The sequence below is a fragment of the Pseudomonadota bacterium genome (genome assembly GCA_026388275.1).
Classification (GTDB): domain Bacteria; phylum Desulfobacterota; class Syntrophorhabdia; order Syntrophorhabdales; family Syntrophorhabdaceae; genus JAPLKB01.
In genome coordinates this window covers 38,710-62,128 of sequence record JAPLKB010000064.1, presented here as the reverse complement: position 1 = coordinate 62,128, position 23,419 = coordinate 38,710, and the positions used below count along the sequence as shown (strand labels likewise).

At 37.1% G+C, this 23,419-nt stretch carries 19 protein-coding genes and 1 pseudogene; all 20 read left to right on the top strand.

Features of this window, described 5'->3' with window-relative positions:
• Positions 1 to 3: 3 nt before the first annotated feature.
• The 20 genes and pseudogenes from pseH to NT010_16110 all read left to right on the top strand — a co-directional run bounded on the left by pseH (position 4) and on the right by NT010_16110 (position 23,388).
• Positions 4 to 570, top strand: coding sequence for a UDP-4-amino-4,6-dideoxy-N-acetyl-beta-L-altrosamine N-acetyltransferase (gene pseH / locus NT010_16205; GenBank protein ID MCX5807583.1), 567 nt, complete (start codon positions 4 to 6; stop codon positions 568 to 570).
• Positions 567 to 1,670 carry a radical SAM protein gene (locus NT010_16200; GenBank protein MCX5807582.1) on the top strand — a complete coding sequence of 368 codons (1,104 nt, stop codon included), beginning with the start codon at positions 567 to 569 and terminating at the stop codon, positions 1,668 to 1,670. Before pseH ends, NT010_16200 begins: the two co-directional genes overlap by 4 nt.
• A gap of 36 nt (positions 1,671 to 1,706) precedes the next feature.
• Positions 1,707 to 3,629 (top strand): hypothetical protein, encoded by a 1,923-nt coding sequence (locus NT010_16195; GenBank protein ID MCX5807581.1) that lies wholly within the window; start codon positions 1,707 to 1,709, stop codon positions 3,627 to 3,629.
• Between the two features lie 12 nt (positions 3,630 to 3,641).
• A complete protein-coding gene (locus NT010_16190) occupies positions 3,642 to 4,439 on the top strand; it encodes a class I SAM-dependent methyltransferase (GenBank protein MCX5807580.1) in 798 nt (265 codons plus the stop codon).
• Positions 4,440 to 4,582: 143 nt separating this feature from the next.
• Entirely contained in the window at positions 4,583 to 6,400 is a 1,818-nt protein-coding gene (locus NT010_16185; GenBank protein MCX5807579.1) for an ABC transporter ATP-binding protein, read from the top strand.
• A gap of 72 nt (positions 6,401 to 6,472) precedes the next feature.
• Positions 6,473 to 8,200 (top strand): aldolase catalytic domain-containing protein, encoded by a 1,728-nt coding sequence (locus NT010_16180; GenBank protein ID MCX5807578.1) that lies wholly within the window; start codon positions 6,473 to 6,475, stop codon positions 8,198 to 8,200.
• A gap of 10 nt (positions 8,201 to 8,210) precedes the next feature.
• Positions 8,211 to 9,215 (top strand): 4Fe-4S ferredoxin, encoded by a 1,005-nt coding sequence (locus NT010_16175; GenBank protein MCX5807577.1) that lies wholly within the window; start codon positions 8,211 to 8,213, stop codon positions 9,213 to 9,215.
• On the top strand, positions 9,208 to 9,984 hold the full coding sequence (locus NT010_16170) for an HAD family hydrolase (protein MCX5807576.1): 777 nt from the start codon (positions 9,208 to 9,210) through the stop codon (positions 9,982 to 9,984). The genes NT010_16175 and NT010_16170 overlap by 8 nt, the downstream gene beginning before the upstream one ends.
• On the top strand, positions 9,981 to 10,760 hold the full coding sequence (locus NT010_16165) for an aldolase/citrate lyase family protein (protein ID MCX5807575.1): 780 nt from the start codon (positions 9,981 to 9,983) through the stop codon (positions 10,758 to 10,760). The genes NT010_16170 and NT010_16165 overlap by 4 nt, the downstream gene beginning before the upstream one ends.
• A 14-nt stretch (positions 10,761 to 10,774) precedes the next feature.
• Positions 10,775 to 12,316: a radical SAM protein gene (locus NT010_16160; GenBank protein ID MCX5807574.1), complete on the top strand. Its 1,542-nt coding sequence runs from the start codon at positions 10,775 to 10,777 to the stop codon at positions 12,314 to 12,316.
• Positions 12,317 to 12,330: 14 nt separating this feature from the next.
• On the top strand, positions 12,331 to 13,068 hold the full coding sequence (kdsB, locus tag NT010_16155; GenBank protein ID MCX5807573.1) for a 3-deoxy-manno-octulosonate cytidylyltransferase: 738 nt from the start codon (positions 12,331 to 12,333) through the stop codon (positions 13,066 to 13,068).
• Positions 13,069 to 13,079: 11 nt separating this feature from the next.
• Positions 13,080 to 14,903, top strand: coding sequence for a hypothetical protein (locus NT010_16150; GenBank protein MCX5807572.1), 1,824 nt, complete (start codon positions 13,080 to 13,082; stop codon positions 14,901 to 14,903).
• A gap of 48 nt (positions 14,904 to 14,951) precedes the next feature.
• Positions 14,952 to 16,064, top strand: coding sequence for a DegT/DnrJ/EryC1/StrS family aminotransferase (locus NT010_16145; GenBank protein ID MCX5807571.1), 1,113 nt, complete (start codon positions 14,952 to 14,954; stop codon positions 16,062 to 16,064).
• Positions 16,065 to 16,073: 9 nt separating this feature from the next.
• Complete coding sequence (locus NT010_16140; protein ID MCX5807570.1) at positions 16,074 to 17,003, top strand: glycosyltransferase family A protein; 930 nt, start codon at positions 16,074 to 16,076, stop codon at positions 17,001 to 17,003.
• 43 nt (positions 17,004 to 17,046) lie between these two features.
• Positions 17,047 to 18,255 carry a glycosyltransferase family 4 protein gene (locus NT010_16135; GenBank protein ID MCX5807569.1) on the top strand — a complete coding sequence of 403 codons (1,209 nt, stop codon included), beginning with the start codon at positions 17,047 to 17,049 and terminating at the stop codon, positions 18,253 to 18,255.
• Positions 18,188 to 18,838: a sugar transferase gene (locus NT010_16130; GenBank protein MCX5807568.1), complete on the top strand. Its 651-nt coding sequence runs from the start codon at positions 18,188 to 18,190 to the stop codon at positions 18,836 to 18,838. The genes NT010_16135 and NT010_16130 overlap by 68 nt, the downstream gene beginning before the upstream one ends.
• A gap of 5 nt (positions 18,839 to 18,843) precedes the next feature.
• A complete protein-coding gene (locus NT010_16125; GenBank protein MCX5807567.1) occupies positions 18,844 to 20,412 on the top strand; it encodes a glycosyltransferase family 39 protein in 1,569 nt (522 codons plus the stop codon).
• Positions 20,409 to 21,374, top strand: coding sequence for an NAD-dependent epimerase/dehydratase family protein (locus NT010_16120; GenBank protein MCX5807566.1), 966 nt, complete (start codon positions 20,409 to 20,411; stop codon positions 21,372 to 21,374). Before NT010_16125 ends, NT010_16120 begins: the two co-directional genes overlap by 4 nt.
• A 286-nt stretch (positions 21,375 to 21,660) precedes the next feature.
• Positions 21,661 to 22,203: pseudogene (locus tag NT010_16115) on the top strand (hypothetical protein).
• 27 nt (positions 22,204 to 22,230) lie between these two features.
• Positions 22,231 to 23,388, top strand: a complete 1,158-nt coding sequence (locus NT010_16110) for a DegT/DnrJ/EryC1/StrS family aminotransferase (protein MCX5807565.1) — start codon at positions 22,231 to 22,233, stop codon at positions 23,386 to 23,388.
• Positions 23,389 to 23,419 lie beyond the last annotated feature (31 nt).

Sequence of the window (23,419 nt, the reverse complement as noted above, 5' to 3'; positions counted from 1 at the left end):
ATATTGTCTATAAATTTAAAGAGTAACTTTACAATTCACAAAGTACATCTGGTTAATTTTGTAAACTTATCTGATCAGCAAAAGGAAATGATTCGGCAGTGGAGAAACAATGATAAGATAAAGAACTGGATGTACTCAAATCATGTCATATCCAAAGAAGAACATCTAAATTTCATTGAAAGACTTAAAAAAGATAATAGTAATTATTATTGGCTCGGGCAGGAAGAAAACAGTGACGATATTGGAGTGGTCTACCTTAACGAAGTGGATAGAAAGAAAAAAAATGCATACTTGGGCATATACACAAATCCTGATGAATTAAAGGTCGGTAAAATTCTCATTCAATGTCTTAAGGTGCTTGCTTTTGAAATTGTAAAACTTCGTACTCTGAAGCTTGAAGTAATCGACAATAATATACGTGCGATCCAGTTTTATGAAAATGCTGGTTTTCAAAGGGAAGGTGTTTTGCCGGATTCAGTCTATAGAGATAACAAATGGTGTAACATATTGATAATGGGAATGGTTAATCAAATTGATGATAGAATTAACATCAAAAGGAAAAATACATGATTGAAAAAAACTTAAGAGAATATATCGGATTTTATTTCCAAATGTACGATTATATAAAAAACAGTTTTTCTGAGAAAACAGTGCTTCCTCCTCTTCATATTTATATGGAACCTATCAATTTGTGCAATCTCAGCTGTCCCTTTTGTGCTACAAAAAATATTCTTCGAAAAAAAGAGAAAATGGATTTTAATATTTTTAAAAAAACAATAGATGATATTGTTTCTCAGAATTGGCAAAAGCTTATTAGACTGACTTTAACCGGTCATGGCGAGCCTCTCCTTAACAAAGAATTACCACAAATGATAAAATACATAAAAAAGAATAATTTTTTAAGCGTAGAATTGATTACAAACGGTACCATATTGAATAAAAAAATAAGTCATGCATTAATAGAATCTGGTTTGGATAGAATTCAAATATCAATAGATTCAATAAAAAAGACAACATATGATTTATTGAGGAGACCCAAGAGAAAGAATATAAGCTTTTTTAATGTAACCATGGCTAACATATTGTATTTTCTTTTATTAAACCAGGAGCATGAACATAGCGTATATACTTCAATTTCTGCCATTTTAACTTCAATAAACAGTGGGGAAAGAGATGAATTCATGAAATTCTGGCAGACTCTGCCGGTAGACAATATAGCTTTTCCGCCACTTAGCACGCTTCAGAACAATAGCCCTATGGAAGAATCATTGAGGTTTCATGGAGACATAAAGAGCAAACCCGTTTGCATAATTCCTTGGATTACATTAAGTGTCAAATCAAATGGAGATGTAACAATTTGTTCTCATGATTTCCAAAGCAGATACCCAATCGGGAATGTTAAAAAAGATAAATTATATGAGCTATGGAATAATGAAAAAGCAAGAAAATTAAGAAAATCACTTATTAATAGTGACATTGATTACTTTGTTGGAATTGGGCATGATTGTTTTGCCTGCAATAATCCCTGCATTGGTTACGGAAAGGATGATTTTCTTAGGGATTTGCCAATCTACATGGAAAAAACTGTTTTAGGAAATTTAAAACAAAAAAACCATGTTGATACTGATAAAATTGAGACATTGAAACAGATGATGGAGATTTATATTTGATTTTGAATGGTTGTCTGAATAATCACGAGAACAAGATTGAGCAAAAATAGAAAAGCAATTGTCTTGTATAGACTTACCTTGATTACTTTCTTAATTTCAATTCTATTCAAGCGTGGCAAATTAACCGATGTTTATTTTTTTGAAGTTTCACTCTACTTTCAAAAACGTATTAAGCTTATTGAGCGATTAGAACAACATGGATATAGATGGATAAAAAAAGATTACATACACTTTTCTGATTTTGAAAAAGGGAATATTTTTGCTACAGATTTCCAAAGAAAAATATTTGAAAAAATAAACCTTTCTTTTATAGTGAACTTAATCAATCAATATTATTCTTCTGAAAAAATAAAAACAAAAATGGAAGTTGTTTGGAGACACAATATATTTAAGGCAATTAAACCGTTTGCATTCCAGTATGCGGTATTTTATTTCTTAGATAAAAAGAATATTTATACTAAAGTGAGACTTTTGACGTCCAACTCCATTGCGCTTTTAATAAAAGACCACCTACAACCCAATGTTAAAATCATATTATTTCCTTTTATTATTTTATCTGATTATTACGATACACAATATATCTATAATAAATTGATCAGATTTTTATTAAATAAAATTACTAGTTTATTAAGATTTAATAAAAAAAATAAATTGATTGATGCAAATAGTTCCCTTTCTCCATACTATCAGACATTAGATAGCGCAAAAGCTTATGAAGTTGCATATTTCCCGCACCAGGGAATTTTTTTCGGTAATCTTTTTGTTAAAGATCAATTTTATAGTTCAGATTCGAAATCATCCTTGCATAGCTCAAGAATATTGCATATATCTTTGAATGAGAAAACAAAAGACTATATGGAAGAATGTTATGAATATTATGGTTCCAATAAAATACCCCATATCGATTCAAGTGATTTTGGAATAAGCCTATTCAATGTCATAAAGGACTATTTGCTATTATTATCCAAAACACCTTTTAAAATTTTATCAGAAGTTTACCGGTATGGCGCAGTATTTATCATACTGGTATCCATAATTTTCATAAAGATAAAGCTGTATTATTCAATTGTGTCTAAACTTAAAAAATTAAAATTAGCTCTTGCGGGTTATGATTATTTGTTCGCTCCAGAACTGGCTATTGCTCTTCAATTAATTGATGTAAAGGTTTGTGCAACTCAAGAGAGGTTTATACAGGCTTTTTATGCCTCAACATATTATCTTTTTGATTATTACTTTATTGCAGGGCCTATAGTTAAAGAAAAAGGATTAAAAAATTCAAATATCGATAATTGTGTATCAATTGGTCTGCCCAGGGTTGATAGGTTATATGAATTCGATAAATTGAAAATTTCAGATGATAAATATGATGTAATTAAAAAATCAAAGAAACTTGTACTTGTATTTGATTATCCATTGCCAGAAAATGATTATCAAAACACTTCATTATTTTTGCCAAAGGTTGATCAAATGAGACGATTCTATGAAGATTTATTGCAATTATCTATAGAGTTTCCACAGATTCATATAGTTATTAAAGGAAAGGATATTAAATCTTATAGCAGTGTATATATATCAGATATAGTTCAGAAAATAGATAGCGCTGCGAATATAAATATAGAATTGAATCTGGACAAATACAATCCTCATTTTATTGCAGCGAAGGCTGATTTGACTATTGCTTGCCACACCTCTATTTGTGATGAACTGCTTGCTTCAGACAGGGATGTTATATTTTATGAAATATCTGATTACATGGAAACACATTTTAATTATGATAATGTTCCTGTAATAGTAAAGGAATATTCAGAATTGAAGCATCACGTAAATAATTATTTGAGTGGTAATATGTTGAAGGAAGTTAACAGGAAAATATTAAAGGAAGAATTTTACAGTAATTGTTATCATGGCAATGTTTGTAATAAAGTTCAATCAATATTAGAAAATATGTTAGATAAATAAAAGGAATAATAAATGATAAAAAGTAATAAACCTACCATTTGGGACCTTTTTCAAAGAATAGGGGCTGTTGTTTTGTTTAAAATTGTGGATAAAAATAAACTTGCAAACAACTATATATTGCATAAATATTATTTTCCTATATCGAGATTTCTTGCAATGAAAGGTATCAACAATCCATTTAAAAAAGATCAAAAAAAATATTGGTCTGATAGAAATGTTGGCGATACTCATGGCCCTGAGAATTATATTAAAGAGGATATTTCAACACATTCACTATTCGAAGATGTACTGCAGGTACTAGATAAAAACGCTTCCTTTTTAGAAATAGGATGCAATGCGGGGAGAAACTTAAATTATCTTTATAAAAAAGGTTTTAGGGATTTGGCAGGAATAGAGATTAACCGGACAGCAATTAATGAAACTTTAAAAAATAATTTTCCAGAGCTTTATAATGTTGGTCAATTTTTTGTAGGAAGTGCTGCTGAGGAAATTAAGAAAATATCAGATAAAAGTTACGATGTAGTTTTTGCAAATGCAGTGCTCGAACACATTCCGCCAAAAGATATTTCGTTATTCAAAGATATGGTTAGAGTATCAAAAAAATATATTTTGGTTTTAACAACGGAAAATTCTAAGGTATATGCTTATGATTTTAATAGTATATTTGAGAAGAATGGTTGTAAAACAATCTTATTCAAATTATATTACGGCGACAATCATAAGTTCTTGTTACCAACAATGCCATACAACATAAAAAATAATTTTTTCAGTTCAGTTTCTAAAAGAGTATTTATAAAGAAGAAGGACTAAAAATAACAAGGATACAATAATTACAATAGTGATGTTTGAAAGATGTGCTGGTTTAATAAAATCTCATTGATTCAATATTTTTTTTAATATTTTTTAAGAATATTTATAAAAAATTCCAGAAACAATTATCACTAAAGATTGCAATGCAGATAAATAATATTAGCGATTTAAGAATAATGGTGTGGTTTCTAAGACCTTACTGGCTCCAGGCTCTCTTTGTGTTTTCCTTGCTTTTTGCGTATGCATTTCTGGAAATGCTCAGTGTCGGTGCGTTATACCCATTTGTCAGCAGAATTCTTTCAAAAACGGAAACTACAGCTCAATACGGTGGTAAAATACTTGAATATCTTGATTTAGTATCGGCGCTGTTGCCCGTGGATGATAAGCTTGTTTCAGCAAGCTTGCTGCTTCTTATATTGATTATTATTAGCCGGATTCTCGGAATTATATCTGAAAGCACTTCTCTTCGGTATCATTTAAGACTTCACTCAGATCTGCAAAACAGGATATTCCAAAAAATACTTCTTAATCAATATGGTTATTTCCATACCAGGAAACACGGTGAAATTATGTATGTGGGCAGAGAGGCATCACAGTCCGTAGGAGAAATGTTCTTTTACTTCCCTAAGGCAGGTGTCGAATTTTTCAGAATTTTGATTATAACAGTTCTTTTACTCACTATTTCAATAAAATTTACTTTTTTTATGTACTTAGTCATCGCCGGATTCAGCATTATTGTTTATGTGCTTTCAAATAAAATAATCAATCCGGCTGCAAAAAGAGCGCAGGTAGCATATACGAATATTACAGCACTTTTCTCGGAATCTATTTCCGGTATAAGACAGATAAAGCTTTTCGATAATTATAAATACTGGTTTGAAAAACTTAAAAAAGAGACTGTTGTTGCACGGAAAGAACAATTCAAATATACAGCGCCATCCTATTTTTCTTCACATTTGATTTTATCAGTCGGTTCTTTAAGCACTGTCCTTGCTATTATCTATGCAAAACTTTATATGCCGGATAGTTTCAATATTATTTTCCCTATAATCATTGTTTATTTAGGTGCATTAATGAGACTCATGCCTTCTGTTAAGGAAATAGCTCATCAATGGATGGGGCTTAAAGGATTGGCGCCTCGTATTCGTATCACCTATGAAACTCTAGCCGATAGCCGGTACGAGATGGACGATAGTGGTGAGGATTTCCCAGGTCTGACAAGCGAAATAAGGTTGAGTAATACTTCCTTTTCCTATCCCACAAGAAATGATGTTCTGAAAAATATCAATATTACTATACCGAGAAACAATACGGTTGCTATTGTCGGGGAATCAGGATCAGGGAAATCAACTCTGGCTGATATTCTGCTTCGTCTTTATGTACCAACTGAAGGTAAGATTTTTATTGACGGAATCGATTACTTGGATTATTCACGCTCTTCATGTTTAAGACATTTAGGGGTGGTCAGCCAGGACCCTTTTATATTCCACGCCTCTGTTAAAGACAATATAAAGATAGGAAAACTTGATGCTACTGAAGATGAGATTATGGATGCGGCAAAAATTGCCAATGCTCATCAGTTTATTATGGAACTGCCTGAAAGATACGATACGATTGTGGGTGACCGCGGTATGACATTATCAGGGGGGCAGTGTCAAAGAGTAGCCATTGCAAGGGCTTTAATTAAAAATCCGGAAATACTCATCCTTGATGAAGCCACAAGTTCTCTGGATAATATTTCTGAAAAAACGATACAGGATGCTCTCAGGGAGGTAGCAAGGACAAGAACAACGGTTGTCATAGCTCATAGACTTTCAACGATTGAACATGCCGATAAAATATTTGTAATGAGGCAGGGTGAAATTGTCGAAGAAGGGACGCATGAAGAGTTGATTGAAAAACATAGTTATTATCACTCTCTTTATCAAAGAGAAAAAGAAGGGAAATCAGAGACTTTTTAATATGGATGCTTTCATAATTACTCAGGCATAGTGGTCTGCCTATTTGTCATTAAAAAATAAAGAGGATTAAAAATGGATTCCGATAAACTCCCGCATTTTCATATTTTAGATTGTACAATAAGGGATGGTGGTTATCTCAACAACTGGCGATTTGATAAAAAACTAGTGAGAGAAGTTTACCGTGCTCTCTCAAAGGCCGGTGTTGATATTGTAGAAATAGGTTTCAGGGGTACGGATAAATATTTTCAAAGAAATGAATTCGGCCCCTGGAGGTTTACGGATATAAAAGATTTGAGAGAAGCAGTAGGAGGAATCAAGGGCGCCAGACTTGCAATTATGGGGGACTATGGAAAGCTCGATGTTGAAGATTTTACCGATGATTACAGGGAATTTGTTGATTTTATAAGGATTGCTGTTCATAAAGACGGGACACCAGGCGCGATAATGCAGCTTGAAGAGATTAAAAAGAAAGGATTTGAGGTTTCTTTGAATGCAATGGGTATTACGAGCTATACAGAAGAAGAAACAAAGGAACTGGTCAAAATGCTAGCAGATTCCGATATCGATTATATGTATATTGCAGACAGTTATGGTTCAATCCTGCCGGATCAGATGCGACAACTCATCGAGCCTTTTTTGGGGCTCAAACATATAAAGATCGGTTTTCATCCCCACAACAGTTTACAGATGGCTTTTGCGAATACTCTTGAAGCAATAAAATGCGGTGTCGATATAATTGACGGCACAATATACGGTATGGGCCGGGGTGCTGGAAACCTTCCCACAGAAGTAATGCTTTCGTATCTACAGCTTTCGACAACGGATAAGTACAATGTAATCCCAATACTGCACTGTATTGACAGGTTTTTTACAAACATTCAAACAGATGAGCCCTGGGGATATCAGCTTCCGTATATGCTCTCAGGCATATTTCAGTGTCATCCTTATTATCCTAAAACACTTGTAGATTACCGAGAATTTTCCATGGAAGATATCTGGAATGCTCTTGAGGTTTTGCGCAAAATAAACCCCGTTGGTTTTTCAAAGGATATTCTTGATGATATTATAAAAAGCGGAATGATAGGGGGTCTTAAAAAGGGCAGGGTGGTTGAAGGGAAATCTGTTGACACAAATAAGCTGAAGGGGAGGGGCATTGATGTCCCCTATAAAGATTTATATAAAGGAAGGGATTTTCTCATACTGGCGAACGGACCTACTCTTAAGGAATATGAACCGAAGATAGTGGAATTCATTAAAAAGTATGACCCCATGATTCTCGGTGCCAATTATCTTTCCGGTTTATTCAAGCCCCATTATCACGCCTTCAATAACAAAAATAGATTTGTCGATTATGTTGATACTGTTGACAATAATGCGGTTTTATTACTTGGTGAAAATTTTCCGGAAGATATGATCAGAGAATATACGTCCCGGAATTACGAAACCCTTTATTTTAATGATGAACTGAATGATTTTGATATAATCGACGGAGTAATCCAGTCCAATTGCAGAACAATAGCAGTTTTGCTTATGGGTGTAGCCATTGTTATGGGCGCGAACAGAATTTTTGCCGTAGGAATGGATGGTTATGCAGGCACAGAAGTAAAGAAGGATTTCCATTTTTATAATGAAAAGGTTGAACCTGAAGAAAAAGATCTTGTTATTGAGCGTCACCGATATAACCAGCATTTTATTGAACAGATAGATGAATATCTGAACGGCATAGGCAAGGAGGGTATACATATACTTACTCCTACAAGTTATAAAGCATTTTATAAAGGAATAGAAAATTACCTCTGAGAACCGGACTATGAATCGTTACCAGCAATTGAGAAAACTTTTTCAGGAACGGAAACTCTTTAAACTCGTCTGTGGTGCAGGTAATGAAGATCTACTTGAGGTGAGAAGGCTTGCAACAATATATACTCTTGCCGGTGCGGCCATGCACGATCTTTCGGCTAATGTGAATGTTGTTGAGGCGGCAAAGGAAGGGATAAAAATTGCTTACGAACTTGCGCCTGCAATAAACAGAAAAATTAATATTAGGCCTTTCCTCAATGTAAGTATCGGTATAAAAGGAGACCCCCATGTAAGGAAGGTGCAGATTGACAAGAAAACCTGTGCATGCTGCGGTAAGTGTATCGATGTCTGCAGACAGGAGGCGATAGAAGAAGACTTTGTAATTCATGAGTTTCGATGTATTGGTTGCGGAGACTGTGAAAAAGTATGTGCTTTTGAGGCAATTAACTTTATCCATAGAAAAGCTGATTTCGAGAAAATACTGCCTGAATGTGCCGGAGCAGGAGTTGAAACTATGGAACTCCATGCCGTAACAGAAGATGATGATGCAGCAATGAGGGATTGGGGGCTTCTTAATGGGATTATAAATAATAATTTTGTCAGCGTATGTCTTGACAGATCATTATTGTCAAACAAACATATTATAGAACGAATTAAAATGATGTATGAAATTACCGGCGAGCGCATGATAGTGCAGGCAGATGGAGTTCCCATGAGCGGCGAAGGAGATGATTTCAATACCACTTTGCAGGCAGTGGCCTGTGCGGATGTTGTATTGAAGAGCAAAGTCCCTGTTATGGTTCTGCTTTCTGGTGGAACAAACAGCAAAACAGGTGTCCTTGCCAGGCAATGCGGAGTTTTTGCACATGGTGTGGCTGTTGGAAGCTTTGCCAGAAAGATTGTAAGACCTCTTTTGATGCATGATAATTTTGATGTTGATTTCGATATTATAAATGAGGCTGTTTCTTTAGCGGAAAACCTCGTCCAATCAAACATAGAAGGTCTTCATGGTTAATCTGCGCGTAGGAGAAACCATCATTGAGAATATCCGTGCCATGATTTTTGATAAGGACGGTACACTCATAGAGCTTTATCATTACTGGTCCAGGATGGTGGGGCTCAGGGCGAAGATGATTTGTGAAAGGTTATCCCTCAATGATTTGCATATAAAAAATATTTCCTATGAAATGGGCGTAGATAATGATACCGGCAGGCTCAGGCCCAATGGTCCGGTAGGTCTTAAAAAACGTGAGATAGTTATGCAGGCTGCCATAGATTATCTTGCAAGCCTGGGACTTAAAGAAACGTACAGCCTCTGTTTTGATGTTTTTAAAGAGGTGGACGAACTAACTTCCATCAATTTGCATGGATTCATAAAGCCGATAACCGGTGCTGCAGAGCTTGCGAGGAAAGCCTCTTTAAATGGATGTAAAATAGCTGTTGCTACAACCGATAGAAAGGAAAGAGCCGGCCTGGCATTGGATTTTATCGGAATCGGTAATGTTGTCGATATGATTGTTGGCGCAGATGATGTGTCAAGGCAGAAACCTGATCCTGAACAGATATATATAATACTTAATACCCTCGGGATAGACCGGACGCATGCTGTCATGGTTGGTGATGCCTTAACTGATGTTGAAATGGGGATAAATGCCGGCCTGAAAGCCTCAATAGGTCTTCTGACAGGCTTTGCAACATATGGTCAACTTATAAAAATCACACCCTATGTTGCTGACGATATTTCAAAAATTGAAATTATTGCACGGGATGGTGAAAAAACATGAATAACAGACTCAAAATATCATTGAAAGAAGGTAAGGTAGTATATGGCCCCTGGTGTACGATTCCTTCTGCAGCGGTTATTAATGTTATTGCTGCCACAGGTGTTGATTTTGTTATTATTGATATGGAACACGGCCCACTTTCCTTTGAAACCGTTGAGGATATGATACGTGCTGCTGAAGTCGAGGGCTGTTCTGCTGTTGTGAGGGTGGCCAAAAATGATGAGGCTTTGATATTAAGTGCCCTTGATGCCGGCGCCTGTGGAGTAATCGTACCGCATATTGAGACCAGAGATGATGTTGAGCTGGCAATTTCTTTTACAAAATATTACCCTCTGGGAACAAGAGGGTTCTCGCCCTTTACAAGAGCAGGCGGATATTCGTTGTACAATGCGAAAGATCATGCAAAAAAGCAAAATGAGAAAACGTTGCTGATACTTCTTCTTGAAGGAAAGGCCGGTATCGAAAACCTCGAAGAAATCCTTTCCATCGACAATATGGAAACAAAAGTAGATGCCATATACATTGGTGCATATGATCTTTCACAGGCACTTGGTTCCCCCGGGCAGGTAGACCATCCTGATGTGAGGAGCACTATGGAGAGCTGTATAGCAAGAATCAATAAAAGTGGAATTGCCGCAGGCGGATATGTGGCAAAGGATGAGAATGATATAAAATGGATGCGCGATATGGGTATGCAGTTTATTACCCTAATGCCTGACTGTACGATGCTGTTTCATGCCTTTGAAAATACGTATCACAATTTCTTAAAAAAATAACAGACTAATTAAAGATGTCAAGAGACCGCAATATAATAGTTCTGATAAATTATCCTCCTGCTAAGGATTTCTCTTATTCTCATAAAGGTTTTACTTATCCGAGTACTTCCATATTATTGATAGGAACTTATCTGAAGCAAAACGGTTATGAAGTAAGGATTCTGGATGGAGCCTATCACAGTGATTATATTGAAAGAATAAAAGTTTTATTAAATAAAGAAGCAGATCATATTCTGTATATCGGAATGTCTGTTATGGTTACCCAGATACCTTTTGCCCTGGAAGCTTCAAAAGCTATAAAAAGCATTCAAAAAGAAGTTCCCATTGTTTGGGGTGGTCCTCATGCAACGCTCTATCCGGAGCAGACACTAAAGGATAGGAACGTAGATATTGTAGTGATAAATGAGGGAATGCAAACTGCTTTAAATATTGCCGGGTGCCTTAAATCAGGAACGGGATTGGAAGCAGTCAGGGGAATCGGTTTTAAAGATAATGAAAACCAATTATATTTTACAGAGCCCGGCGATCCGGATGATATAAAAGCTTTACCGTTTTTCGATTTCACGCTTATTGACGTGGAAAATTATCTGAATCCGCCCAATAATTCGGTATATAAGAGAGAGTTTCCCTATTTTGCCAGCCCGCTCCGTATTATGCCCATACTTACCGGCCTTGGCTGTCCATATAGATGCCAGTTTTGTATAAATGTTATTTTGAAAAGACACTACAGACACCGTTCGGCAAGATCTATTGTTGATGAAATAAAACATATGCAGAAAAAATACGGTGCAAATACATTTTTATTTCTCGATGAAGATTTTTTTATAAATAAAAATAGAGTTCTTGAATTGATATCGATTTGTGAAGATGAAAATGTCCATTTTAATTTTAGAACATGGTGCAGAGTAGACCATTTTAAAGATAATTATATGAATGAAGATCTGATGAAAAGGTTATGCAATATCGGACATGTTTCGATTGCTATGGGCGGTGAAAGTGCAAACCTTGAGATGCTCAAAAGCATGAAAAAAGGGATTACTCCTGAACAAATAATGCATTCATTGAGAGTTATCACCGATACAAGCAAAACAATCTTCCCGCGTTATTCATTCATGGTTGGGCTTGAAAATGAGAGTTTTGAGCAGATAAAAAATACATATAAATTTTGCATGGAAATGAAGAAGGTAAATCCACTGGTTGATATTGCGGGACCTTTTATATTCAGACTCTACCCCGGTTCACCAATTTTTAACAGATTGGTCGATAAATATGCAATTAAAATTCCTGATTCACTTGAAGAGTGGTCAAAACAGATGACTTATTCAGGCAGTTCTGATGAAATGCCCTGGACACCTGAAAAATTCCGTACAAAAAAGGATATTATTTCCTTCTATTCCATGTATGCCTTGAGTTTTCAAAGTAAAAAAATACAAAACCTGAAACAAGCATTGCGATTGCTGATATCAATATTTTGTCGGGTCAGACTTAGATTTTTCTTTTTTTATATGCCCTTCGAATATCAGATTTATTCTTTTATTAAAATGAAATTAAAATAGGGAGGGATCAATTTATGCGGATAGTTGGTATGGTCCCTGCAAGGCTCCAATCAAGCAGGTTGCCTGAGAAAGCTCTTGTTGATATTGAAGGGCTGCCCATGGTTATACATACATGTAAAAGAGCCGAGCTTGCAGGGAAACTTGACGAAGTTTATCTTGTAACGGATAGCGATAAGATAAAGGAAGCAGGGAAGTCTCGCGGCATTAAGGTTATTATGACAGGAACACATCACAGGAGTGGTTCGGACAGGCTTGCTGAGGCATGTACTTATGTCGACTGTGATATTGTGGTAAATATCCAGGGCGATGAACCCCTTGTTGATCCTGAACATATTGATGCTATCGTTGATCCTTTGATTACTAACCCTGATATTCTGATTGCTGTCGGGGTTACACCTTATAAAAAAAGAAACAGTACCTCGGATATTAAGGCAGTTTTGGACCTCGAAGGCAATATAATGTATTGCTCCCGCAACGATCTGCCAAGTGATGCCCGAAGTGTTGTAAATGAAATGCTTAAAATGTGTTTTATAGTTCCTTTCAGGAAAAATTTTCTTCTTAAATACACCTTGTGGGAGCCTACACCTCTTGAAGCCATTGAGTTCAATGAATATCTCAGAGTATTGGAACATGGTGTGAAAATGCGGGCAGTTATGATAGATAATGCCAAAATCAGTGTTGATACCCCAGAAGACCTTGCCATAGTATGCGAGATAATGAAACATGACACAATCAAGCATAAATATATGTGATATTCTTTTAGATGAATAAACTTGCAATTGTTCATAGCAGTCTGTCCAATGAAAAAATCAGCTCTTTTTTAAGTGCTTCAGGTTTTACTAAGTTTTTGCTGCTGGTGAGTGATTATGAGAGGGTACGAGAGCTGGGAGAGGTTCTTAAAGATACAGGAGAAATTTATGATATAAGCAGTGATATCCAAAACACGGCAGACTTGCTTAGAAGGCCTTTCTATGAAGTAACGGCACAACTTGGAGTCAAATATAACTCTCGTGAGTGGTGGGCCGGCAACATATCAGAGCGAAATACCATGATTTGCAATCTTTTTCTACATTGCTGCTATTGTTATATTTTTTCACGCAAAATGAAGGAGGAGGATAATTTCTGTGTTATATCGGACAGCAGTGCTGTTATAAAAAACATCACAGGTATTGCTGGAAAAAACAGGATAGATGTAGTAAGTAAAACCCTTTTTGTAATTAAGGACGGGTGTTCGGGGGTTTTTTTTGAAGGTTTTTACAAACTGATTCTCCACCTTGGAATTTTTACTTTAACAAGACTTAACAGGCTATATCACAGGTTAACAGCCGGAAAATGGAAGCCTTTGAAAAATCCTGATGTAGTGCTCCATACATGGGTAGATGAGAAATGCTTCGGTCCGAATGGGCAGTTCAAGGACCGCTATTTTACAGTCCTGCCGGATTATTATCGTAAAAAAGGTGTGAGCAAGGCGACATTTGTTACCTTTTCTTACCGCAATATTACCCGTTCCCTCTGGAGCGCAGTATCTTTTCTTCGTGTCAATCAGGAGGATTTTATTATTCCTGAGGATTATTATCATATCGGGGATTATATCTTTCCTTTCCTGTTACGTTTTAAGATGGGTCGGTTTGTTTTCACACAGATTATACTAAAAGATCTGGACTGTTCTATACTTTTTAACGAATATCACAGGAACGAACCTGTCCGTTTTGAGGCAATGTACTACCTGCTTTTTAAAAGGCTGTTGAATAAAGGAATAAAGCCAAAATTGCTCATAGAAGGATTTGAAAATATGGCAACCGATAAGATGATCCTGCTCGGGATAAGGGATTTTATGCCTGGGACAGCGGTATACGGTTTTTTTCATGTTGCTCAATCCCCCCATGTGCTTTGCTTTTTTACGGATGTTATCGAAGGCGATGTTGCTCCTCTACCGGACAGGATTATATGCAATGGACTTAAATATATGGAGATTCTTATAAAGGAACATTATCCGAAGGAACGGATTGTTGTTGGCGCAGCGCTTCGATACCTTTATCTCCATAACATTAAAAAGGCTTCCAGTGACAGGCATGATGACTTCAGGATTCTTCTTGTGCTGCCCATTGAAAAAGAGACTGTTGTAGAACTTTTTTATAAGCTTAAGACTGCAATCGATGGGATAAACCATTACCGCATGATCCTTAAACCGCATCCTATGGAGACTAAAATAATTGAAAAAATCAAAGGCGATTTCCTACCCGGAACAGAAGTTTTTACCGGAGGGATGGAAGATGCCCTTAATATGTGTGATATTGTGGTCAGCGCTGCTACAGGTGCAGTTCTTGACTGTATTATGGCGGATAAGGAAGTAATCAGGATTGGCAGAGGCACTCAGATTGATTTTGATCCTCTGGCGTGGTTTGAAGAATTGGGCAGACCATGCAGCAGCATAGAGGAATTAAGAAAAAGACTTGTTGATACTGAGAAAAAAATAAGGAGTCAATCCTATGAAAAGCCACAATACTCTGCAATGCTGCCTGAGCTCTTTTCTCCGATGACAGAAGAAACTATGAAGCCCTTTCTTCCACCTGACAGAGGCCGGTAAGTTGTTAAGAAATTTTATTTTAGGACAAATTTTTTTGGAGGTTTAAAGATGTTGCAAGCACACAGACCCTCTATTGGTAGCGAAGAGCTTGAAGAAGTCAGAAAAGTATTCGAGACAGGATGGCTTGGTATGGGCTCGCAGGTAATGGAGTTTGAAAATATGATAAAGGACTATCTGGGTGCACGCAATGTAGTAGCTGTCAGCACAGGTACTACAGCGCTCCATATTACGCTTGATGCCTACGGCATTGGCCCTGGAGATGAGGTTGTAACGCCTTCATTGACTTTTTGTGCAGCAATACAGAGTATTATTTCTCTTGGGGCAACTCCTGTGTTTTGTGATATTGATCCGAAAACGCTTAACCTTGATCCGGTTGATGTGGAAAAACGGATAACGCCGAGAACAAAGGCAATTATGCCTGTCCATTATTGTGGTTATGCCTGCGATATGGACAGGATCCTTGATATTGCCGGAAGCAGAAAAATTGTTGTGATTGAAGATGCTGCTCATGCATTCGGTTCATCATATAAGGGGAAAAAGATCGGAAGCATCGGTGATGCAGCATGTTTTAGCTTTGATCCGATAAAAAATATTACATGCGGTGAGGGAGGAGCAATAGCTGTAAATGATGACGGCATTGCAGAAAAGATACGGAAAAAAAGGGTTCTTGGAATATCGAAGGACTCCTGGCAAAGACAGGAAAATACACAAAGCTGGTTCTATGAAGTGGTGACACCTGGATACCGCTATCACATGAGTAATATCAATGCCGCTATAGGGATCGTTCAACTGCAAAAGATTCAAAAATTCATCGAGCGCAGGAGATTTATAGTAGAAAAATATAACGCTGCCTTTAAAAATGTTAATCATCTCAAAATGTTCAAATGGGATTTAAGTGAAATGGCTCCTTTTATGTACATACTTCGTGTTGCCGAGGGCAGAAGGGACGAGATGATGAATTTCCTCGCAACAAAAGGGGTGGCAAGCGGTGTTCATTACATACCCAATCATATACAGCCGTTATTTAAGAATTACGCGACAGAACTTCCTGTTACAGAAATGATATGGAAGGAGATTATTACGCTTCCTCTCTTTTATGACATGACAGAAGAGGATGTGAATCTTGTAATAAGTTCTGTAATAGAATTTTGCAGTCAGTGACCGTTTTTTATGCCTCCAAAAGTTAGTATAAATCTATGTTGCTATAACTCCGAAAAATATCTGGCCGAGACGCTGCAAAGCATTGAAAACCAGACATTCAGAGACTGGGAGCTTATTGTTATCAATGACGGCTCCTCTGATTCTACGGAGTCGATGATAATGGAATTTAAAGACCGTGGATTTCCTGTAACATATCATTACCAGGAAAACAGAGGGCTTGGTTATTCGCGTAACCGGGCCCTAGAATTTTCTCAGGGCGAATATATTACCTTTATTGACCATGATGATTTGTGGCTCCCCGAAAAACTTGCAATGCAGGTGGCAGCATTTGAAAAGAGAAACGATATTGATTTCATATATACAAACTATTTTGTGCTGAAGGATGGACAAAAAAAATTGGCATTTAGAAAACCCAACCCTGATGGCGATGTTTTTGGCCGCTTCCTGAGACAATATTCTGCAGGTTATGTGACTGTTGCAATCAGAATGAGCGCAATTCGCAGGCTGGGCGAATATTTTGACACTAATTTCAGGCTTTGCGAGGAATATGATTTTTTTATGCGGATTCTGTTTCAATCTAAAGCAATTTATATCAGGGACCCTCTGGCTGTTTACAGGATTCACTCAGAAAGAGCCAGCACAAGATATATAGATGAATGGCCCCGTGAGATGGAAGACATTATGGAAAAATACAAAAAAACTCTAAAAGGATTTAAGGAAAAATATGCTGCAACATTAAGATACGTTTATGGAAAGATTGGTTATTACCGTGCGCGTGCAGAAATGTCGAAACAAAATTGCGAAAAGGCAAGGGAATACTTGCGGCCTTATCTTGGGATAGATTTTCGTTTCCTTTTACTTTATCTGATGACTTTTTTGCCTGCCTTTGTTTGGCGCCGAGCTGTCTCTATGGAAAGCAAGGGTTACTTCGATACATAATGCGGAGTCTGTTCATAGAAACTATATTTTCAGAGATTTCGGAATGATTGCATCGGATAGTGCAAGCATAAATGAGAAAGGCAGAAATATTTGTTTTATTGCTGCGATAGAACTTACTATTCGTGCTTTTATGGTTGAGCACATAAGAAAACTCAGTAAAGAAAATAGGGTAACAGTGATAGTGAATACTGATAATGTTGATTTTCTTAAAACCTATGGACTTGATGTGAATGTTATTCCTGCAAAAATAAAAAGAAGGCCATCACCGTTTTCCGACTTAGTAGCATTGTTCAGACTTTATATAATTTTCTGTAAAAACGGTTTTTACTCAGTCCATTCAATTACACCAAAGGCAGGTCTCATATCAATGCTCGCGGCATTTTTGGCCAATGTTCCGGTAAGGATACATACCTTTACCGGCCAGGTTTGGGCCAGCAAAAAAGGTATAAAACGGGAAGTTTTGAAGAATATAGACAGATTGCTTGCCTTATGCGCTACACATATCCTTACAGACAGTAAGTCTCAACAAGACTTTATCGTGAAAGAAGGCATTGTTCTGCCTGGAAAATCCTTTGTCATCGGGAATGGTTCTATTTGCGGAGTGGACAGCATTCGCTTCCGACCTGATCAAAAGGCAAGGAGGGTGTTGAGAGAACAATTACTTATACCTGAAAGTGATGTTCTCTTTCTATTTCTTGGCAGGCTTACTTTTGACAAAGGTCTCCTTGATCTTGCCCTGTCTTTTTCGAAGCTCAGCGATTCTGCAAAAAATACAAGCCTTCTTATTGTGGGACCGGATGAAGAGGGAATTAAAGACAGGGTTATTACAGTATGCAGTAACTGTATTGATAAAGTACACTTTTATGATTTTACCGATACACCGGAAAAATTTATGGCTGCAGCGGATGTCTTCTGTCTTCCGAGTTATCGTGAAGGATTCGGTATCGTTGTCATTGAAGCAGGGTCTGGAGGCATTCCTTCAATTGGGACAAGAATATATGGAGTTACTGATTCAATCGAAGAAAATGTGACCGGATACCTTTACAATGCCGGAAATGTTGAAGAGCTTACCGGAAAGATGCGGAAAATGATTGATGAGCCCGAAATAAGGGTGAAGATGGGCATAAGAGCGCGTGATAGGGCAATACAGCTTTTTTCACGGGAATATGTTACAGATGCTTTTTATGCTTTTTACAAATCTATTTTTACTAAAAATAAAGATAAAAGAGATATCTGTGAAACGTGCATTTGATTTTTTCCTTTCAATAACTCTTATTATATTTTTATCTCCTGTTGTTTTTTTGATCGGCATAACGATTTTTGCAACAATGGGAAGTCCGGTCTTATTTGCACAAATCCGGCCGGGATATAAGGGAAGACCTTTCAGGATATATAAATTCAGAACTATGAATAATCTTGTCGATGAATCAGGGAATATGTTTCCTGACGCGATGCGTCTTACCAGGATTGGACGTTTTATGAGACGGTTAAGCCTTGATGAATTGCCGCAGCTTTTTAACGTGATCAAGGGCGATCTTAGTTTTGTGGGACCACGGCCTCTCCTGATGGAATATCTGCCGTTGTATAACCCTGAACAGGCGCGACGCCACGATGTCAGACCGGGGATTACAGGGTGGGCACAAATAAACGGACGAAATGCTATTACCTGGGAAGAGCGTTTTGAACTGGATATATGGTATGTAGACCACAGGAGTCTGTGGTTGGATATGGAGATACTTCTTCGTACTGTTCTTAGGGTTATAAAAGGTACAGACATCAGTGCCGAAGGCTATGTGACTATGCCAAAGTTTACCGGTACCAGGATGGAAGGATAGAATTTATGACTATACGGCAAACAATAACGTCCGGGAAAAATATCTGGCTGCTTCCAATCCTTGTTTTTACAGGCGCCTTTGCTGTGAGATTTTATCTGGCATTTTTCTCAAACATTATAACTCCTGACGGGATTTTATATATAAGAACAGCAAAACTGATAGAACTTGGGGAATCCAAAAAGCTTATGGAATTTACTTTTATCCATTTGTATCCTTTTCTTGTTATACTTGCACACAAAATTATCCCTGATTGGGAACTTGCGGGAAGAATGACCTCAGTACTGATGGGGTCGCTGGCGGTGATCCCATTCTTTCTTTTGATAAAAGGGATGTTTAATATACGTATAGCATTAGTATCATCGCTCTTTTATGTTATAAGCCCCAGACTTGCAGATTATTCATCGGATGTACTCAGGGAGCCCACCTTTTGGTTTTTTTCTATGATGGCATTGTGGCTTGCCTGGGAAGGACTGTCTCGCGGCAGCCTTTTGTGTATGGCCTTTGCCGGTATATTTTCCGGGCTGTCTTCTTTTGCACGCATTGAGGGAATCGCCGTATTTGTGATCATTTCTCTTTGGATCATATGGTATTTCTGGAAAATAAAACCTGATTTAAGAAAGCTTTTTTTATGTCTTTTTGTTTTTATTTTTACTCTGCCCATTGTTCTTTTGCCTTTTACGTTTCTTTTCAGAGAAAGACTGGGTAAATGGGACTTCGGATTTACTCTGTTGAAGATATGGCTTCTTATAATAAGCAAAAGCAAAGAATCGCTTGAGCTGACGACCGATCTTATCCAGGCAATGCCGCCGGAACTTCCTACATTCATTGAACTTGCAAAAGACCATAAATATGTAATCTTTTTTTCTGATATTATTCTTAAGCTAATAAAATCAATCAACATTGTCTTTGCTGTTTTTGCAATTGCAGGCATATTCAGAAGAAAAAATACATTATACAATAAAAAAGAAGCATTAATTATTATCTGGTTTGGTGTTTTTTTTCTTACTGTATTTTTATATATTTCGAAAGTTTATTACTTCAGCACACGTCATGGTCTTTTGATGGGGATTCCCGTAATTATTTGGGCAGGAATCGGCTTTTTTGAGCTGAAGGAATGGATTTATTTATGGTTGAAAAAAGTATGTTCTCATAGTTTTCTTGCTAAAAATATTACAGCTATTTTCATTCTGGTAATTCTTATAGCTATTCTGCCAAAAACATTGTCTCCAGGGGGTTATGAAAAAAGGGAATTGAAGAAGGCAGGCATATATCTCAAAGGTATGGGATATTCCGGCATCAGATTTGCCGGCGAGCCATCTCTTTACAGGGTTGCCTTTTATGCTGATTCTGAATATGACACCATCCTTTCCGGAAAAACAAATGATGAACTGGTTGGCTTTATGAAAGAAAACAAAACGAACCTGCTTATTTTTGATGAAAAATCAAATAATATCTTTTATATGAATCTTCAGAACAACATTGATTTTTCAGTATTTGAGAAGATAAACCTGCCTGAATTTGAAAAATATCGTGAATATAAAATATCGGTGTACCGGTTAAAAAATATATTATGAAAAAGGAAGCTGTCCTTGTTACCGGGGCAACCGGATTTATAGGTAAATACGTTGTAGAGAATCTGCTTGATGAAGATTTTATAGTTTACGCATTGACAAGAACCAACAATCCTGTTTTAAACAAAAATGTAGAAATTATAAAAGGTGATATTACAGAAAGTTTTATAGTTCCTGATGAAGTTGGTAAAATCTACCATTGTGCCGGTGTTATTTCTGAAAAAATGAGAATGTGGCCTGTTAATGTTCAGGGAACCAAAAATATTGTTGATGCTGCAATTGAGCATAATTGCAAATTGATTCATCTTTCCAGTGCAGGTGTAATAGGAAAAGCTTCAAATAAGAATATTAATGAAGAAACCCCCTGTAATCCGCGCAGTCTTTATGAGAAGACAAAATTTGAGGCAGAAGAAGTTGTAAGAGAAGGGATTAAGAGAGGATTAAGGGCTCAGATGCTACGCCCGACAATTGTTTTCGGGGAAGGCCGGGAGCCTGAAAAAGACAGTTTACTTCAGCTCTTACGAACTATTGTTTCAGGAAGATACAGACATATCAGCAAGGGACGTGGTGTTTATAATATTGTCTATGCTGGTGAAGTTGCCCGTGCAATGCATGTGCTTGGTAATGACAGTATAACAAACGGCAGAGTGTTCTTTATTAATACTCCGCTGAGTTTCTCTGAATTTGCATCAATTGTGTACAGATCAGTAAAAAAGAACGAAAAGAATATAGGCAACATACCATATGTTTTAGCATTTGGAGCTGCATTTGCATTTTCTTTTTTGCAATTAATTACAGGGAAGAAAAGAGGATTAACGTTTTCACGTCTGAAAGCATTGACAGATGCGAGTATAATTTCCCAGGAACGCATGCTTAACGAAACTGGCTACAAGCCGTTATACGGGGTTGATGAGTACCTGAAACAACTATGTGCTGAATATCTGAAAAAAGGTTTTTTGGCTTAATTTTTTATTTAAGAAACAATATGATTTTGAATGCCGCTGCAGTTTTGTATTAAATTTTTTAAAAATGCTATATTTTAATTGATTCCATAAATTTGAGGTGAAAATGACTTGCTGGTACATGATGATCGCAGATGCGCTTTTAACGCTGACTTCAATTGTATTCAGTCTTATGCTCCGTTTAGAGATTTCCAATCCCGGTTATTTGTTCAGCCGCTATTTTCAGTCAATCTGGCCGTTTACAATCCTTGCTGTTTTTATAAGACCTGCTATGTTTTATGCAACAGGTATGTACCGGCGCATATGGAGATATGCAACGCCCAGGGATTTTATGATTTTAGTTGGTGCTGTTTTCGCCGGATCCATGATCCTTTTCATTGCAACGATCTTTGTTTTTACTCCAAATCTGATTGTTGTTTTTCCTAAATCAATATTTGTCCTTGAAGCAATTCTCAGTATTTTGCTTCTTGGCGGTATCAGAGTGCTCATAAAGGTATCAGAACGTTACTCCGATGATATTGATTGGAAAAAAAGTGATATTGTGAACCATAAGAGGGTTCTGATAGTCGGTGCAGGGAGCGATGGCATCAATACGGTAAGAGAGTTGAGAGGAAACCCGCAGATGGGCATGACACCTTGTGCTTTCATCGATGACGATCCAAAAAAAATCGGTATGAAAACTCAGAGTATTCCTGTGTTCGGACCTCTAATAAAGCTGTCGGATGTTGTTAAAAAGCAGAATGTTGATGAGGTCATAATTGCTATTCCGAATGCGCCGGAACAGACTATCAAGAATGTTCAGTATATGTGCCAGAGTATCCCCATTGCCTTTATGACTATGCCTTCTTTAAGCAGTTTTATGGAAAACGCCGATGAATGGGGGGATATACCTTCTTCTTCACTAAAAATTCCTATGTCAATGCCTGATATTACCGCAGAGGAAATAAAGGCTGTTGTTCGTGTAATGCAATCAAGGAATCTCAGTATAGGTTCCCAAACTGTTGAATTTGAACGGCTGGTCGCGTTGCAGGCAAACGCTAAGTACGCTGTGGCAGTGACTAATGGTACCTCTGCCCTTCATATGTGCACGATAGCTGCCAATATAAAACAAGATGATGAAGTAATAACATCGCCATTCAGCTTCATTTCATCTGCAAACTGCATACTCTATGAAAAAGCTAAACCGGTATTTGTCGATATTGATCCTGTAAGTTACAACATAAATCCGAAACTGATTGAAGCTGCAATTACCAGTCGAACAAAGGCCATTCTTGTAGTCCATATTTTTGGTCAGCCTGCAGACATGGATGCCATTCTTGAAATAGCCGACAGACATAGCCTTGTTGTTATTGAAGACGCCTGTGAGGCAGTCGGAGCAGAATATATGGGTAAACGAACAGGAGCTATAGCAAAAGCCGGCGCTTTTGCTTTTTACCCGAACAAACAAATGACAACCGGAGAAGGAGCCTGTCTCGTCACTAATGATGAGGAATGGGCTGCATTATTCAGGAGCCTCAGAAACCAGGGCAGGGATAAATTCGACGGTTGGCTCAACCATTCGAGACTTGGTTATAATTACCGTATGTCAGAGATGAATGCAACACTTGGAGTTGTTCAACTAAAAAGACTTGATGAATTTCTCAGGAAAAGAGATGCTGTGGCAAGAGAGTACGACAAGGCGCTTTCTTCGTTTGTAAATTTGAGTCCGCTAAAAGTAGTTCCAACGACAACAAGGATGAGCTGGTTTGTCTATGTTGTACGTTTTTCGCCTGGTATTGACAGGAACTATGTTATCAAAGAAATGGAAAAAAACGGTATTCCCACAAGGCCTTATTTTACCCCTATTCATCTTCAGCCCTTTTATATGGATATGTTTGGTTTTAAGGAAGGAGATTTCCCCGAAGCTGAGGCAGCGGGAAAATCGATCATTGCTTTGCCTTTTCACACAAACATGAAAACAGAAGAAATAAATGTTGTTTGCCATGCACTGGAAGATGTTTTGTCAGGGTTAAAATAAAAAATTCAGATTTCCGGGTTCATTTTTTAAC

What these genes read in the sequence shown, in the direction of transcription:
- NT010_16120 (MCX5807566.1), top strand. Translation starts at nt 20,409, where the DNA reads ATGAAAAAGGAAGCTGTCCTTGTTACCGGGGCAACCGGATTTATAGGT.
- NT010_16200 (MCX5807582.1), top strand. Translation starts at nt 567, where the DNA reads ATGATTGAAAAAAACTTAAGAGAATATATCGGATTTTATTTCCAAATG.
- NT010_16165 (MCX5807575.1), top strand. Translation starts at nt 9,981, where the DNA reads ATGAATAACAGACTCAAAATATCATTGAAAGAAGGTAAGGTAGTATAT.
- NT010_16190 (MCX5807580.1), top strand. Translation starts at nt 3,642, where the DNA reads ATGATAAAAAGTAATAAACCTACCATTTGGGACCTTTTTCAAAGAATA.
- NT010_16185 (MCX5807579.1), top strand. Translation starts at nt 4,583, where the DNA reads ATGCAGATAAATAATATTAGCGATTTAAGAATAATGGTGTGGTTTCTA.
- NT010_16130 (MCX5807568.1), top strand. Translation starts at nt 18,188, where the DNA reads ATGCTTTTTACAAATCTATTTTTACTAAAAATAAAGATAAAAGAGATA.
- NT010_16150 (MCX5807572.1), top strand. Translation starts at nt 13,080, where the DNA reads ATGAATAAACTTGCAATTGTTCATAGCAGTCTGTCCAATGAAAAAATC.
- NT010_16170 (MCX5807576.1), top strand. Translation starts at nt 9,208, where the DNA reads ATGGTTAATCTGCGCGTAGGAGAAACCATCATTGAGAATATCCGTGCC.
- NT010_16140 (MCX5807570.1), top strand. Translation starts at nt 16,074, where the DNA reads ATGCCTCCAAAAGTTAGTATAAATCTATGTTGCTATAACTCCGAAAAA.
- NT010_16180 (MCX5807578.1), top strand. Translation starts at nt 6,473, where the DNA reads ATGGATTCCGATAAACTCCCGCATTTTCATATTTTAGATTGTACAATA.
- NT010_16160 (MCX5807574.1), top strand. Translation starts at nt 10,775, where the DNA reads ATGTCAAGAGACCGCAATATAATAGTTCTGATAAATTATCCTCCTGCT.
- NT010_16110 (MCX5807565.1), top strand. Translation starts at nt 22,231, where the DNA reads ATGGAAAACGCCGATGAATGGGGGGATATACCTTCTTCTTCACTAAAA.
- NT010_16175 (MCX5807577.1), top strand. Translation starts at nt 8,211, where the DNA reads ATGAATCGTTACCAGCAATTGAGAAAACTTTTTCAGGAACGGAAACTC.
- NT010_16145 (MCX5807571.1), top strand. Translation starts at nt 14,952, where the DNA reads ATGTTGCAAGCACACAGACCCTCTATTGGTAGCGAAGAGCTTGAAGAA.
- kdsB (MCX5807573.1), top strand. Translation starts at nt 12,331, where the DNA reads ATGCGGATAGTTGGTATGGTCCCTGCAAGGCTCCAATCAAGCAGGTTG.
- NT010_16135 (MCX5807569.1), top strand. Translation starts at nt 17,047, where the DNA reads ATGATTGCATCGGATAGTGCAAGCATAAATGAGAAAGGCAGAAATATT.
- NT010_16125 (MCX5807567.1), top strand. Translation starts at nt 18,844, where the DNA reads ATGACTATACGGCAAACAATAACGTCCGGGAAAAATATCTGGCTGCTT.